The 15076-nt window shown below is 69.6% G+C and carries 10 protein-coding genes and 1 pseudogene; 6 read left to right on the top strand and 5 right to left on the bottom strand.

The features are described 5' to 3' along the window. Positions 1–111 precede the first annotated feature (111 nt). From hutH to hutG, 6 genes are all read left to right on the top strand, one after another. Complete coding sequence (gene hutH, locus B2J89_RS09735; protein ID WP_169168885.1) at positions 112–1680, top strand: histidine ammonia-lyase; 1569 nt, start codon at positions 112–114, stop codon at positions 1678–1680. 39 nt (positions 1681–1719) lie between these two features. Further along, positions 1720–3441, top strand: coding sequence for a urocanate hydratase (gene hutU, locus B2J89_RS09730; RefSeq protein ID WP_169168884.1), 1722 nt, complete (start codon positions 1720–1722; stop codon positions 3439–3441). Between the two features lie 24 nt (positions 3442–3465). Then, complete coding sequence (locus B2J89_RS09725) at positions 3466–4053, top strand: HutD family protein (protein ID WP_169168883.1); 588 nt, start codon at positions 3466–3468, stop codon at positions 4051–4053. 117 nt (positions 4054–4170) lie between these two features. Continuing rightward, complete coding sequence (gene hutI, locus B2J89_RS09720; protein ID WP_169168882.1) at positions 4171–5409, top strand: imidazolonepropionase; 1239 nt, start codon at positions 4171–4173, stop codon at positions 5407–5409. 97 nt (positions 5410–5506) lie between these two features. Next, positions 5507–6904: a formimidoylglutamate deiminase gene (locus B2J89_RS09715; RefSeq protein WP_169168881.1), complete on the top strand. Its 1398-nt coding sequence runs from the start codon at positions 5507–5509 to the stop codon at positions 6902–6904. Positions 6905–6936: 32 nt separating this feature from the next. Then, the gene (gene hutG / locus B2J89_RS09710; RefSeq protein ID WP_169168880.1) at positions 6937–7773 is read left to right on the top strand and encodes an N-formylglutamate deformylase; all 837 of its coding nucleotides are present in this window, start codon (positions 6937–6939) and stop codon (positions 7771–7773) included. A 74-nt stretch (positions 7774–7847) separates the two neighbouring features. On the opposite strand, the gene B2J89_RS09705 is transcribed toward hutG, so the two are convergent. The 5 genes and pseudogenes from B2J89_RS09705 to B2J89_RS22730 all read right to left on the bottom strand — a co-directional run. After that, positions 7848–8720, bottom strand: coding sequence for a hypothetical protein (locus B2J89_RS09705; RefSeq protein ID WP_169168879.1), 873 nt, complete (start codon positions 8718–8720; stop codon positions 7848–7850). Between the two features lie 488 nt (positions 8721–9208). Continuing rightward, positions 9209–12091 (bottom strand): formate dehydrogenase subunit alpha, encoded by a 2883-nt coding sequence (gene fdhF / locus B2J89_RS09700; protein ID WP_169168878.1) that lies wholly within the window; start codon positions 12089–12091, stop codon positions 9209–9211. Further along, the gene (locus B2J89_RS09695) at positions 12092–13882 is read right to left on the bottom strand and encodes an NADH-ubiquinone oxidoreductase-F iron-sulfur binding region domain-containing protein (RefSeq protein WP_169168877.1); all 1791 of its coding nucleotides are present in this window, start codon (positions 13880–13882) and stop codon (positions 12092–12094) included. Positions 13883–13974: 92 nt separating this feature from the next. Then, entirely contained in the window at positions 13975–14925 is a 951-nt protein-coding gene (locus B2J89_RS09690; RefSeq protein ID WP_169168876.1) for a LysR family transcriptional regulator, read from the bottom strand. Positions 14926–14953: 28 nt separating this feature from the next. Beyond that, positions 14954–15076, bottom strand: a pseudogene (locus tag B2J89_RS22730) (iron-sulfur cluster carrier protein ApbC); the annotation flags it as partial.

Here is a 15076-nt window from a genome sequence, read left to right as displayed (position 1 = left end):
GGGAGCGCCCAAAGCACTTGCCACGCGCTTTTATTGTCTATACATTAATAAACACATCCTTTTCACCCCTTGCACCGCCTTCCTCCCACCCTTCTTTCCCAAAGGTTCCGCATGTTCTCCTCTGCTTCGTCCACCCCATCGACTGGTCCCGCCGAACTGCTGCTCACCCCGGGCCAGGTGGATCTGGGCCTGCTGCGCCGCATCCAGGCCGGCGGTGTGCGCCTGGCGCTCGACCCGTCTGTGCGCGGTGCCATGGCCCGTTCGCAGGCCGTGGTGCAGCGCATCCTCGACAACGACGAAGTGGTCTACGGCATCAACACCGGCTTTGGAAAACTCGCCAGCACGCGCATCGCCGCCAACCACCTGGCCGACCTGCAGCGCAACCTGGTGCTCTCGCACAGCGTGGGCACCGGCGAGCCGCTCGCGGCCCCCGTGGTGCGCCTGGTGTTGGCGACCAAGGCGGTGAGCCTGGCGCGCGGCCACTCGGGCGTGCGGCCGGAGCTGGTCGATGCGCTGCTGGCGCTGTTCAACGCCGGCGTGATGCCGCGCATTCCGGCCAAGGGCTCGGTCGGAGCCTCGGGCGACCTGGCGCCGCTGGCCCACATGGCCTGCGTGCTGATCGGCGAAGGCGAGGCCACCCTGGCCGACGGCACCGTGGTCAGCGGCGCCGACGCCATGCGCCGCATCGGCCTCGAACCCTTTGTGCTCGGCCCCAAGGAAGGCCTGGCGCTGCTCAACGGCACGCAGGTCTCCACCGCGCTGGCGCTGGTCGGCCTGTTTGGCGCCGAGGACGTGTTTGCCTCGGCCCTGATGTCGGGCGCGCTGTCGCTCGAAGCCATCCAGGGCTCCATCAAGCCCTTTGACGAGCGCATCCACACCGCGCGCGGCCAGCCCGGCCAGATCGCCGTCGCGGCGGCCGTGCGCGCCCTGCTCGAAGGCAGCGCCATCGTGCCCTCGCACGCCGACTGCGGCCGGGTGCAGGACCCGTATTCCATCCGCTGCATTCCGCAGGTCATGGGCGCATGCCTGGACAACCTCACGCACGCCGCGCGTGTGCTGCGCATCGAGGCCAATGCCGCGTCGGACAACCCGCTGGTGTTCACCGACACCGGGGAAGTGATCTCGGGCGGCAACTTCCACGCCGAGCCGGTGGCCTTTGCCGCCGACATCATCGCGCTGGCCATCAGCGAGATCGGCGCGATTGCCGAGCGCCGCATCGCGCTGCTGCTGGACACCGGTCTGTCGGGCCTGCCGCCCTTCCTGGTGCGCGACGGCGGCCTGAACTCGGGCTTCATGATTGCGCAGGTCACGGCCGCCGCGCTGGCCTCCGAGAACAAGTCGCTGGCCCACCCCGGCAGCGTCGACAGCCTGCCCACCTCGGCCAACCAGGAAGACCACGTCTCCATGGCCACCTACGCGGCACGCCGCCTGGGCGACATGGTCAACAACACCGCCGTCGTGGTCGGCATCGAAGCCATGTCCGCCGCGCAGGGCATCGAGCTCAAGCGCAAGCTCAAAAGCTCTCCGCTGGTCGAGGCCGAATTCAGCAAGCTGCGCGAGAAGGTCGCCTTCCTGGAGAGCGACCGCTACCTGGCCCCCGACATCGAGGCCGTGCGCCTGTGGGCACTGCAGGCCGACCTGCCCGATGTGCTGCGCAGCATCCTGCCCAGCCACGCCTGATCCGTGTTCCCGCCCTGCTTTTTCACCGGAGTCCTTGCCATGAACGCCCCCGAGACATTCACCCCCACCGACCCCCGCTTTGATGCCAGCCGCGTGGTCCGCGCGCCGCGCGGCACGCAGCTGAACTGCAAGAACTGGCTCACCGAAGCGGCCTACCGCATGGTCCAGAACAACCTGGACGCCGAGGTCGCCGAGGACCCGAAGAACCTCGTGGTCTACGGCGGCATTGGCCGCGCCGCGCGCAACTGGGAGTGCTACGACCAGATCCTCGCGTCGCTCAAAGAGCTGAACAGCGACGAGACCTTGCTGGTGCAGTCGGGCAAGCCCGTGGGCGTGTTCAAGACGCACGAGAACGCGCCGCGCGTGCTGATCGCCAACTCCAACCTGGTGCCCAAGTGGGCCGACTGGGAGCACTTCAATGAACTCGACCGCAAGGGCCTGTTCATGTACGGCCAGATGACGGCCGGCAGCTGGATCTACATCGGCAGCCAGGGCATCGTGCAGGGCACGTTCGAGACCTTTGTCGAGGCCGGCCGACAGCACTACCACAACAGCCTGGCTGGCAAGTGGATCCTCACGGCGGGCCTGGGCGGCATGGGCGGCGCGCAGCCGCTGGCCGCCACGCTGGCCGGCGCGGTGTCGCTGAACATCGAATGCCAGCAGTCGAGCATCGATTTCCGCCTGCGCACCCGCTATGTCGACAAGCAGGCCAGGGACATCGACGACGCCATTCGCCTGATCCGCCAGCACACGGCGGCCCAGGAAGCCGTCTCCATCGCGCTGCTGGGCAACGCCGCCGAGATCCTGCCCGAACTGGTGCGCCGCGCCCAGGCCGGCGGGCCCAACGGAATTCGACCCGACCTGGTGACCGACCAGACCTCGGCGCACGACCTGATCAACGGCTACCTGCCCGCCGGCTGGAGCGTGGCGCAGTGGAAGGCCGCGCAGCGCGACCCCGCGCAGCATGCCGCGCTGACAACCGCGGCGGCCCAGTCGTGCGCCGTGCACGTGCAGGCCATGCTGGACTTCCAGGCCATGGGCATCCCGACGGTGGACTACGGCAACAACATCCGCCAGGTCGCCTTCGACCAGGGCGTGCAGAACGCCTTCGACTTCCCGGGCTTCGTGCCCGCCTACATCCGCCCCATGTTCTGCGAAGGCAAGGGGCCGTTCCGCTGGGTGGCGCTGTCGGGCGACCCCGAAGACATCTACAAGACCGATGCGAAGATCAAGGAACTGTTCCCGAACAACCACCACACGCACCGCTGGCTCGACATGGCGCGCGAGCGCATCGCCTTCCAGGGCCTGCCCGCGCGCATCTGCTGGCTGGGCCTGGGCGAGCGCCACATCGCGGGCCTGGCGTTCAACGAGATGGTGAAGAACGGCGAGCTCAAGGCCCCGATCGTGATCGGTCGCGACCACCTCGACACCGGCTCGGTCGCAAGCCCGAACCGCGAGACCGAGGCCATGCGCGACGGCACCGACGCCGTCTCCGACTGGCCGCTGCTCAACGCGCTGCTCAACACCGCCGGCGGCGCCACCTGGGTCAGCCTGCACCACGGCGGCGGCGTGGGCATGGGCTACTCGCAGCATGCGGGCATGGTGATCGTCGCCGACGGCACCGACGCCGCCGCCGAGCGCCTGGCGCGCGTGCTGGTCAACGACTGCGGCTCGGGCGTGATGCGCCATGCCGATGCCGGCTACGAACTGGCCGTGGCCACGGCGAAGAAGCAGGGACTGAAGCTGCCGATGGTGAAGTAAGCCGCACAAGGCGAGGCTGCACCCATGACCCCCTCCCCCCCGCTGCAGCGCTTTGCGCGCGACCAACTGCCTGTGATGCCGTGGAAGAACGGCGGCGGCAGCACCCGCGAGATCGCCTGCTGGCCGCCCGGCGCCGGGCTGGACGACTTCGGCTGGCGCATCAGCATCGCCAGCATCGCGGCGCCCGGGCCTTTTTCGGTGTTTGCCGGCGTGGACCGCCACATCGTGCTGCTGGACGGCGGCGGCGTGCGGCTGCAGTCGCCGGACGGCGCCATCGACCACCGGCTGGACACGCCCGGCCAGCCCTTTGCCTTCAGCGGCGACGCCGCGGTCCACTGCACGCTGCTGGGCGGCGCATCGACCGACTTCAATGTGATGGCGCGCCGCGGCCAGTGGCAGGCCGAGCTGCATGTGCTGGAGCAGGCCGGCGCCATCGCGCCCGCGCCGCACGGCCTGCTGCTGGCGCTGGGCGGTGCCTGGCGGCTGGGCCACGACCGCTCGGTGCTGCACACCGGCGAGGGCCTGCGCTGGAGCGGCGCCATGCAGCCCGTGGATGTCCAGCCCGAATCACCCGGCGCCCGGCTGCTGGCGGTGCGCCTGCACAGCCCCTGAAACCGCACAGCCACAGAACCGCATGAATTTGCATCAAAACGCCCTCCATCATTTACCCAGCAATAGCTGACAGCTATCCATTCAATAGCAAATCACCGTCCACCGAGAGCCTGCGCCATGACCCCTGCATCCCATCTTCCCCCCAGCGCCGACGGTGTCTGGACCGGCCTGCGGCTGGCGCCGGGCGCCGCGCCCGCCGCGCCCCTCGAGGCGGGCGCGCAGGCCGCCATCGTCGTCGACCGGGGCCTGATCGAGTGGGTGGGCGCGGCCGCCGACCTGCCCGCCGAGCACGCGCACCTGCCGCGCCACGATGGCGGCGGCGCGCTCGCCACGCCCGGCCTCGTCGACTGCCACACCCACCTGGTCTATGGCGGCCAGCGCGCCCACGAATTCGCCCTGCGGCTGGCCGGCGCCAGCTATGAGGAAGTCGCCCAGGCCGGCGGCGGCATCGTCTCGAGCGTGCGCGCCACGCGCGAGGCGAGCGAGGACGACCTGTTTGCCAGCGCCGCCGCGCGCCTGGAAACCCTGCTGGCCGAGGGCGTCTGCGCCATCGAGATCAAGTCGGGCTACGGCCTGGCGCTGGAGCACGAACGCAAGCAGCTGCGCGTGGCCCACCGCCTGGGCGAGGCCTATGGCGTCGCGGTGCGCACCACCTTCCTCGGCGCCCACGCCCTGCCGCCCGAGTACGCGGGCCGCAGCAGCGACTACACCGACCTGGTGTGCCAGGAAATGATGCCGGCGCTGGCCGCCGAAGGGCTGATCGACGCGGTCGACGTGTTCTGCGAGCGCATCGCCTTCACGCTGGAGGAAACCGAGCGCGTCTTCCGGGCCGCGCAGGCCCTGGGCCTGCCGGTCAAGCTGCACGCCGAGCAGCTGTCGGACATGGGCGGCGCGCAGCTCGCCGCGCGCTACGGCGCGCTGTCGTGCGACCACATCGAGCACCTGTCGCAGGCCGGCATAGCCGCGATGCGCGCCTCAGGCACCGTGGCCGTGCTGCTGCCCGGCGCCTACTACACGCTGCGCGACACGCACCTGCCGCCCATCGCAGCGCTGCGCGCCGCCGGCGTGCCGATGGCCGTGTCGACCGACCACAACCCCGGCACCTCGCCCTGCTTGAGCCTGCTGCTGATGGCGAACATGGCCTGCACCCTGTTTCGCCTGACCGTGCCCGAGGCGCTGGCCGGCATCACCACGCATGCCGCGCGGGCGCTGGGGCTGCAGGACACGCATGGCGTGATCGCCGTGGGCGTGCCCGCCAACTTCGTGCTGTGGAATGTGCGCGAGGCGGCCGAACTGGCGTACTGGTTGGGCGGCAAGCCGGTGCGGACGGTGGTGCGGCAGGGGTTGATTCGGTGATGCCCGGATTTTGGAATTGGTCGGTTTCTCGGGGTTCCGGGGCCGGGCGCCCCCCGCCCCGGACCCCCGCAATCCCCAAAGCACATCAAAAAAGCCCATGACCCAAACCCTCTTCGCACCCCAAGCCCTGCTCCCCACCGGCTGGGCCCAAGACGTCCTGCTGACCTGGAACGACCAAGGCCAGCTCACGCAAGTCCAGCCCGACACGGCAACGCCTCCCCAAGGAACCGCCACCGCAGCAGGCCCCCTCATCCCCGGCATGCCCAATCTGCATTCCCACGCCTTCCAGCGCGCCCTCGCCGGCCTGACCGAGTACCGGGGCCAAAACGCCGATGGCAGCCAAGACAGCTTCTGGAGCTGGCGCACGCTGATGTACCGCTTTGCCGCCAAGCTCGGCCCCGAACAGCTCGAAGCCATCGCCTACGGCCTGTACGTCGAAATGCTCGAAGCCGGCTACACGGCGGTCTGCGAGTTCCACTACGTGCACCACGACCCGAGCGGCCGGCCCTATGCCGATGACGCCACGCTGGCGCGGGCGCTGCTGCGCGCCGCGCGGCGCGCCGGCATCGGCATGACACTGCTGCCGGTGCTCTACCAAGCCAGCGGCTTTGGCGGCCTGCCGCCCCACGAAGGCCAGCGCCGCTTCATCCGCTCGACCGACTCCATGCTGCGGCTGCTCGAAACGCTCAAGCCGCCGTGCGACGCGCAAGGCGCACGCCTGGGCCTGGCACCGCATTCGCTGCGCGCCGTGCCGCCCGAAGCCCTGCGCGAGGCACTCGCCGGCCTGGACGCCATCGACCCCACGGCACCGATCCACATCCACATCGCGGAGCAGACCCAGGAGGTGGATGCCTGCGTCGCCTGGAGCGGCCAGCGCCCCATGGCCTGGCTGCTCGACCATGCCGAGGTCAACACGCGCTGGTGCCTGGTGCATGCCACCCACATGGACGCCCATGAGTACGCGCGCGCCGCCGCGTCGGGCGCCGTGGCCGGCCTGTGCCCGAGCACCGAGGGCAACCTGGGCGACGGCATTTTCGACCTGCCGGCCTGGGTGGCCGGCGCCGGCCGCTGGGGCATAGGCTCGGACAGCCACACCTGCGTCAATGCCGCCGAGGAGCTGATGCTGCTCGAATACGGCCAGCGCCTGGCCACGCGCCAGCGCAACGTCTGCGCCAGCGCCGCGCAGCCGCAGGTCGCCAGCGCCATGGCGCTCGCCGCGGTCCAGGGCGGCGCCCAGGCCGCGGGCCGCGCCGTCGGCGGCCTGGCCACCGGCCAGCAGGCCGATTTCGCCGTGCTCGACGCACAGCACCCCTCGCTGCAGGGCCTGAATGCAGCCGACATGCTGTCGGCCCACGTATTTGCCAGCCACCGCAGCTCGGCCATCGACGCCGTCTGGGTGGCCGGCCAGCACCGCGTCCACGGCGGCCGCCACGCCGACAGCGCCGGCGCGATCGCCGGCCTGGTGCAGGCCCGCAGCGCCCTGCTGAGCCAATAATCGCAAGACCCACCCACAGACCGATGGACACCATGCGTTTTCACACCACCGAACCCGCCTTCCGCTTCCGCCAGGGCACGCAGCCGCTGCTGATCTCGATGCCGCACGTCGGCACCCATGTGCCACCCGCGCTGGCCGCGCGCTTCACGCCCGAGGCGCAGCAGGTGCACGACACCGACTGGCACCTGGAACGCCTCTACGGCTTTGCCGACGAACTCGGCGCCTCGGTGCTGGTGGCCACGCACTCGCGCTACGTGGTCGACCTGAACCGCCCGCCCGACGGCGCCAGCCTCTACCCCGGCCAGAGCGTGACCGGCCTGTGCCCGGTGGACACCTTTGCCAACACACCCGTCTATGCCAGCGGCACCGGTCCCGACGACGCCGAAGTCGCCGCTCGCCGCGACGCACTCTGGGTGCCCTACCACCAGCAGCTGCGCGCCGAGCTGGACCGCCTCCGGGCCGAGCACGGCGTGGCCATGCTGTGGGACGCGCATTCGATCCGCTCGGTGCTGCCGCGCTTTTTCGAGGGCAAGCTGCCCGACCTGAACCTGGGCACGGCCAACGGCGCCAGCTGCGACCCGGCACTGGCCAACGAGCTGCTGGCCATTGCCCAGTCCGCGCCGGGCTACACCGGCGTGCTCAACGGCCGCTTCACGGGCGGCCACATCACGCGCCAGTACGGACAGCCGGCGCACCACATCCACGCCGTGCAGCTCGAGATGACCCAGTCCAGCTACATGCAGGAAGCCATGCCGTTCGACTACCTGCCGGAACACGCAGCGGGCGTGCAACCGCATTTGCGGCGGATGCTCGAAGCCGCCCTGGCCTTCGCCCGGCAGCAGGCAGTTCCCCAGCGCTGCGCTGAATGAACCCCGCAAGGCGCCGCGCATTGGTGCTGTCCGCCCGGGGCTTGGGAAAGCATCACGCTGCGGCCCAACGGGCCTCACACAACGCTTGGCCCCGCCCAGCAGCCGCTCATTAGCCCTTCGGGCTTTTTCTGCGCCCTCACCTGCGCGCTGGACTCCCAGGAGTCAAGCTGGACGTTCAGGCCGGCATAGACCCCATAGCCAGCGCCTGCGCGGATTTCACCGCCCGCAGACACGCTCTCACCGGACTTGATGGAACCCTTGGCGTGGATGGATTCGCCGGCCTTGAGGCCCCAGCCCGCCTCCAGATGCATGCCGCTGCGGATGGCCCCGCGCGCCAGCATGCCCTGGCCGGCGCGGATGCTGTCAGCGCCGACGATGGCGCCGCCCGCGTTCAGGCCCTTGCCGCACTCGACCAATCCGTGAACGATCAGGTCCTGCCCGACGAATGCGTTGCCCGTCAGTGAGAGCTTGCCGTGGCAGATCACATCCCAGGCGGCGCGCATATCACCACCGCAAACAAGGGCCTCCTGAACTTCAATGCCCCAGTCGGCCCGGATGCCGCCGCCGGCCTCGAGCGAGCCGCCGCTGTAGATGCTGCCTGCCACCCGAATGTCTTCGCCCACCACGATGGCGCGACCGGCGCGCAAACCGCCGCCGGCCCGGATGGAGCGCCCCGCCTGAATGACTGTATCGACATCGATGTTGCCCCGAACCTCCACGCTGCCTGCGAAGACAATCGCCTCGGCGCCCAGGGAGTCGACGCTCAGCACTTCGTTGGTGGGGCCAAACTGCGCCAGCAGCCAGCGGGCATCCTCCACGCGGCCGGCACTGACCAGCGTGTCCAGCGCTGCCTGGTAGCCGCTGCCGTCTTCCACGTTGCGCACAAACCAGCGAAAGCCATCGGCGCAGGGATTCTTGGCCCTCAGAAATCTTTTGGTGAATTCCATCGCCTTCAATCCCGTTCCATCACGAGGCGCACGGCCAGGCCATCCTGACCGGGTTCCGGTTGGCCGCGAGCGTCTCGTGCAGCAGGGCCGCGTCGAGCCTGGACGGTCGGACGAAGGGCGGGTTCGGCAGGCCCACACCCACCGCCGTTGTTTGGATACATGACGCATCTCCATCAGGTGCGGCCAGGTCTGACGTCAGCAGACGGCCGCCATCGCGCTGAGCGGGTGCCCGGCGATAGATGGTTTGCGCAGAAAAGAGAAAAAAGTTATCGCCGGGCGGAGGAATGTGCGACCGGCTTGTACGGCCAGATTTCGCACGCGACGACGTTCCTCACCCCAGGCAGGCGGCCCATTGTGCCTGCGCCAAGGGGAGGAAAAATAGGATGCATGGGGAAAGAACAGTGCCGGGAAATGCCCATAATTTTAGCATTTGGCACTGTCCAGCAAAAACCCAGCTTATTTCTGGGTGCTGCCTGCGCCTACCAAGCTCAGGGTAAAGCGGTCTTCACCCCGCCCGCCCCGTAGCCTGCCACCGACGCCGCTTCGCCGCCACGCCGTATCGCCACCGCGCAGTACTTGAACTCCGGGATCTTCCCGAACGGGTCGAGCGCGGCGTTCGTCATCAGATTCGCCGCCGCCTCGTAGTAGGCGAAGGGAATGAAGACCGCGCCGGGCGGCGTGCCGTCGTCGCGGCGCACATGGATGACGACCTCGCCCCGGCGCGATTGCACTGTGATGACGTCGCCGGGCTGCACGCCGAGCGCCCGCAAATCGGCGCCGCACAACGAGGCCATCGCCATCGGCTCGATCGCGTCGAGCACGGCGGCGCGCCGCGTCATGCTGCCGGTGTGCCAGTGCTCCAGCTGGCGCCCGGTGATCAGCACGAACGGAAAGTCGGCATCGGGCCGCTCGGCGGCCGGAATGATGTCGGCCGGCACCAGCCTGGCGCGGCCGTCGGCGGTGTCGAAGCGGTCGATGAACACCGTCGGTGCACCCGGGTCGTCTTCGCTCAGGCAGGGATAGGTCACGCTGGACTCGCGCTGCAGGCGCTCCCAGCGGATGCCCGAGATCACCGCATGCATGGCCTGGCGCATCTCCTCGTAGACCGCCGCGACGCCGCTGTGTTCGCCCTCGTAGCGCCAGTCCAGCCCCATGCCGGCGGCCATCTGCTGAACGATCCACAGGTCGGGCCGGGCGTCGCCAGGCGGCGCTATGGCCTGCCGGCCCAGCTGCACCATGCGGTCGGTGTTGGTGACCGTGCCGGTTTTCTCGGGCCAGCCCGTGGCGGGCAGCACCACGTCGGCCAGCCAGGCGGTTTCGGTCATGAAGATGTCCTGCACCACCAGGTGCGAGAGGCTCGCGAGCGCATGGCGCGCATGGTTCAGGTCGGGGTCGCTCATGGCCGGGTTCTCGCCCATGATGTACATGCCGCGCACCTTGTGCGGGTCGCTGTCGGGCGCCAGGCACTTGTGCATGATCTCGACCACGGTGTAGCCGGGCTTGTCGTCCAGCGGCATGCCCCAGAAATTCTCGAACCAGGCGTGCGCCGACTTGTCCGTCACGCGCTGGTAGTTGGGGTACATCATGGGGATCAGGCCCGCGTCGCTGGCGCCCTGCACATTGTTCTGGCCGCGCAGCGGGTGCAGACCGGAACCCGGCTTGCCGATCTGGCCGGTCACCGTGCTCAGCGCGATCAGGCAGCGGGCGTTGTCGGTGCCGTGCACATGCTGGCTCACGCCCATGCCCCAGAAAATCATCGCGCCCTGGGCTTGGGCGAACGCGCGTGCCACTTCGCGCAGCGTGGCCGCCGGGATGCCGCAAATCGGGGCCATGGCCTCGGGGCTGTAGCCCTTGACGTTTTCCTTCAGTGCTTCGTAGTTGCTGGCGCGCCGGTCGATGAAATCCTGGTCTGCCAGGCCCTCCTCGATCACCGTGTAGATCAGCGCATTGAGCATGGCCACGTCGGTGTCGGGCTTGAACTGCAGCGTGCGCCAGGCGTGCCGGCCGATGTCGGTGACGCGCGGGTCGGCCAGCACGATCTTCGCGCCCTTTTGGGCCGCGTTCTTCATCCAGGTGGCGGCCACCGGGTGGTTGGCCGTCGGGTTGGAGCCGATGATGAAGATCAGGTCCGAATGGGCCACGTCGTTGACCTGGTTGCTCACGGCCGCCGAGCCCACGCCTTCGAGCAGCGCCGCCACGCTCGACGCATGGCACAGGCGCGTGCAGTGGTCGACGTTGTTGGAGCCAAAGCCGGTGCGCACCAGCTTCTGGAACAGGTAGGCCTCTTCGTTGCTGCCCTTGGCCGAGCCAAAGCCGGCCAGCGCTTTCTTGCCGTGGGTGTCGCGCAGGTTTTTCAGCGCACCGGTGGACAGCGCCAGCGCCTCCTCCCAGCTCGCTTCGCGGAACACCTCCGACCAGTCGGCGGTGTCGCGGTTGAGCGACTGCAAGGCTGCCGGGTCCTTGGGCACGCCGGCCTTGCGGACCAGGGGCACCGTCAGGCGCTGCGGGCTGTGCGCGTAGTCGAAGCCGAAGCGCCCCTTGACGCACAACCGGCTCTGGTTGGCCGGGCCGTCGCGGCCGTCGACGCTGACGATTTGGTTGTCCTTGACGTTGTAGGTCAGCAGGCAGCCGACGCCGCAGAAAGGGCAGACCGAATCGACCTTCCTGTCGACGATCTGCGAGCCGATCTGCGTCTTGGGCATCAGCGCGCCCGTGGGGCAGGCCTGCACGCATTCGCCGCAGGCGACGCAGGTGCTCTCGCCCATGGGGTCGGCCAGATCGAACACGATGGCGCTCTGCGCGCCGCGCAGCGCAAAACCGATCACGTCGTTGACCTGCTCCTCGCGGCAGGCGCGCACGCAGCGGTTGCACTGGATGCAGGCATCGAGGTGGACCGCCATGGCCGGGTGCGACAGGTCGGCCCGAGGCTGCTCGCGGCGCAGGGCCTGGAGTTCGGGCCGCACGCTGACCTCCATGCGCGCTGCCCACGCGCTGAGTTCGCCGTGCTGCAGCGACTCGTCGGCTTCGTTCCACTTGTAGCCGGCCTCGGGCAGGTCCGACAGCAGCATCTCCAGCACCATCTTCTGGCTCTTGAGGGCGCGCTCGCTCTGCGCCTGCACCTCCATGCCGGGCATGGCGCTGCGGCAGCAGCTGGGCGCGAGGGTGCGCTCGCCCGCAATCTCGACCACGCAGGCGCGGCAGTTGCCGTCGGGCCGCAGGCCGTCCTGGTAGCACAGGTGCGGAATCTCGACACCGTGGCGCCGTGCGGCCTGGAGGATGGTTTCGCCCTCGAAGGCGTGGAGGGTCTGGCGGTCGAGCGTGAAGGCGACGGTGGGCACGGCCACTTCGGCACGTCGGGCGGGAGCGTTCATTCAGACCACCTCATGGGGAAAATACTTCTGCACGCAGCGCACCGGGTTCGGCGCCGCCTGGCCCAGGCCGCAAATCGACGCATCCGCCATCACCTGGTTCAAATCCTCCAGCGTGGCGTGGTCCCAGCTTGGTGCCGCCATCAGCGTGGCGGCCTTGGCCGTGCCGACGCGGCAGGGCGTGCACTGGCCGCAGCTCTCGTGGGCGAAGAACCGCATCATGTTGAGCGCCGCATCGCGCGCCCGGTCGTGCTGGCCGAGCACGATGACGGCGGCCGAGCCGATGAAGCCGCCGTGCGGCTGCAGGGTGTCGAAGTCCAGCGGCACGTTGGCCAGGCTGGCCGGAAAGATCCCGCCCGAGGCGCCGCCCGGCAGGTAGGCGTAGAGCTGGTGGCCGTCCTGCATGCCGCCGCAGTATTCATCGACCAGTTCCTGCACCGTGATGCCCGCCGGGGCCAGCTTGACGCCGGGGTGCTTCACCCGCCCGCTGACGCTGAAACTGCGCAGCCCCTTGCGGCCGTGGCGGCCGAAGCCGCTGAACCACTGCGGGCCTTTTTCGACGATGTCGCGCACCCAATACAGCGTTTCGAAGTTGTGCTCCAGCGTCGGCCGGCCAAACAGCCCGACCTGGGCGATATAGGGCGGGCGCATGCGCGGCTCGCCGCGTTTGCCTTCGATGCTTTCGATCATGGCCGACTCTTCGCCGCAGATGTAGGCGCCGGCGCCGCGCCGCAGCTCGATCCGCGGCAGATCGCACGGCGGGTCGGCCTGCAGCTGGGCAATCTCGGCCTGCAGCAGCGCGCGGCAATCGTGGTACTCGTCGCGCAGGTAGAGGTAGACCGCCTCGCAGCCCACGACCTGCGCGGCCACCAGCACGCCTTCAAGGAAGCGGTGCGGGTCGCGCTCCAGGTACGCGCGGTCCTTGAAGGTGCCGGGCTCGCCCTCGTCGATGTTGACCGCCATCAGGCGCGGCGCGGCTTGCTCGCGCACGATGCGCCATTTGCGCCCGGCCGGAAAGCCCGCGCCGCCCAGGCCGCGCAGGCCCGAGTCTTCCATGGCCTGGAGCACGCTCTCGGTCTCCATCTCGCCCTGCACCAGCGCCGCCGCCAGCGCGTAGCCGCCGTGGGCGCGGTAGCTCGCGTAGCCCGTGTGGCCGGAGAGTGCAGGAATGCTTTTCTCCGCCCAATCGGATGCTACGAAAGGGATAGCGGCTTGCGCTTGCTGGACAATCGCTGGAGCCACTTTTGATGCCTGAACCACCGATGCGGGCGTGGCGTGCGGCACCGCTGTCTGGTGCACCAGCGCCGCCGGCGCCTGCTCGCAGCGGCCGATGCACGGCGCGGCCACCACCCGCACACCCTGCCCGCCCAGCAAGGCTGGCAGCCGCGAGAGCAGATCCTGCGCGCCGGCCATGGCGCAGGCCAGCCCATCGCACACCCGCACCGTGAGGCCGGGCGCGGCATCGTCGCCGCGGACGACCTCGAAGTGGTGGTAGAAGGTCGCCACCTCGTACACCTCGGCCATGGGGATGTTCATCTCTTTGGCCAGCGCCACCAGGTGCCGGTCGTGCAGGCAACGGTAGGTGTCGTTGAGCCGGTGCAGGTGCTCGATCAGCAGGTCGCGCCGGTGCCCTTCGGGCGGGCGTGGGCCGATCAGCGCCTGCACCTCGTCCAGCGAGATGCCATCGGCCTGGCGGCCCTTGAGCTTGCTGTTGCGCCGGATGCGCTCGCGCATCTGGTCCACCGTCGCAACGGGTATGGCCGGGGGGCTGGAGGAATCGCTGGAGAGGTTCATGCGGCAATGTGGCCCGCACTGGCCGCCGCGTCAAATTGGATCGGTGTATGAGGGGATTCGGTTTGTGAATGGACCGTGGGCGCAGGCCCCGCTCACTCGCCCAGCGCCCCGCTGTGCTGCCGCACATCCGCCAGCCACGCTGGCGCGCGCGCCAGCGCCAGAGCGGCCTCCAGTGCCCGTGAAGGCTGGGCCTTGGCGAGGTGGATGAACCCCACCGGCGTCACGATTTCCGGCCCGACCAGGGGCAGCGCTTCGAGCGCACCCTCGCTGCGCACGGTGCCGACCAGGGCGCCGGGCAGCACGCTGCACAGGTCGCCGGCCAGCACGCTCAGGGTCAGCGTCAGCACCGAGCTGGTCTCCATGGCCGGCTGCACCGCGCTGCCGGCCTGGGCAAAGGCACTGTCGACGATGCTGCGGTTGTGCATCTCAGGCGTCAGCAGGCACAGCGGCAGCTGCGCCGCGTCGGCCCAGCGCATCGGCGCTCCCAGGTGCAGCGGCGCGCCGGCAGCGGAGGCTGCGCCCGGGCGGCGGCGCACCAGAAAGTAGTGTTCGGCGTACTGCGGCAGCACGGCCAGGGCGCCGCCCGGGGCCAGCCGGTCGGTAAAGCCGAGCGCGAGGTCGAGCGACAGGTTTTCGAGGCCTTCCTCGAGGTCCTGCGAGCTCAGGGCGCGCACGACCGGCGCAATGCCCGGGTGCGCGGCCCGCAGCTGGGCCGCAAAGCGCGCCGCCACGGGCACCGCCGTGGGCACCACGCCCAGCTGCAGCCGGCCTGTGGGGTGGCCTGCGCGGCTGGCCAGCTCCTGCTGCAGCAAGGCGTGCTCATGCAGCATGCGCCGGGCGCTCGCGAGCACGCGCTCGCCCTCGGGCGTGAGGCCGGCGTAGCTGCGGGCGCGCCGCACGATGGGCGTGCCGAACTCTTTCTCCAGCGCGCGCAAGGCGTTGGACAGCGCCGGCTGCGTGATGTGGCAGGCCTGCGCCGCGCGGGCAAAGTGGCGGTGCTCGCTCAGGGCAACCAGGTAGCGCAGCGAGGTCAGCAGGTTCATGCGGCTTGCCGCCGGGCGGCGCGCGGCGTCAGGTGTCTTTCGAGACGGCAATGGTCGGGAACTTGGACGAGAAGTCCTTGGCCTGCTGCGCGATCTTCACGGCCACGCTGCGCGCCACCTGCTTGTAGATCTGCGCGACCTCGCCGTCGGG

The sequence above is a fragment of the Acidovorax sp. SRB_24 genome (assembly GCF_012931925.1).
This window is presented reverse-complemented; position numbering and strand designations above follow the sequence as displayed.

Bases quoted from the DNA above. Each gene is read 5' to 3' on its own strand.
- hutH (WP_169168885.1), top strand. From the start codon at position 112: ATGTTCTCCTCTGCTTCGTCCACCCCATCGACTGGTCCCGCCGAACTG.
- hutU (WP_169168884.1), top strand. From the start codon at position 1,720: ATGAACGCCCCCGAGACATTCACCCCCACCGACCCCCGCTTTGATGCC.
- B2J89_RS09725 (WP_169168883.1), top strand. From the start codon at position 3,466: ATGACCCCCTCCCCCCCGCTGCAGCGCTTTGCGCGCGACCAACTGCCT.
- hutI (WP_169168882.1), top strand. From the start codon at position 4,171: ATGACCCCTGCATCCCATCTTCCCCCCAGCGCCGACGGTGTCTGGACC.
- B2J89_RS09715 (WP_169168881.1), top strand. From the start codon at position 5,507: ATGACCCAAACCCTCTTCGCACCCCAAGCCCTGCTCCCCACCGGCTGG.
- hutG (WP_169168880.1), top strand. From the start codon at position 6,937: ATGCGTTTTCACACCACCGAACCCGCCTTCCGCTTCCGCCAGGGCACG.
- B2J89_RS09705 (WP_169168879.1), bottom strand. From the start codon at position 8,720: ATGGAATTCACCAAAAGATTTCTGAGGGCCAAGAATCCCTGCGCCGAT.
- fdhF (WP_169168878.1), bottom strand. From the start codon at position 12,091: ATGAACGCTCCCGCCCGACGTGCCGAAGTGGCCGTGCCCACCGTCGCC.
- B2J89_RS09695 (WP_169168877.1), bottom strand. From the start codon at position 13,882: ATGAACCTCTCCAGCGATTCCTCCAGCCCCCCGGCCATACCCGTTGCG.
- B2J89_RS09690 (WP_169168876.1), bottom strand. From the start codon at position 14,925: ATGAACCTGCTGACCTCGCTGCGCTACCTGGTTGCCCTGAGCGAGCAC.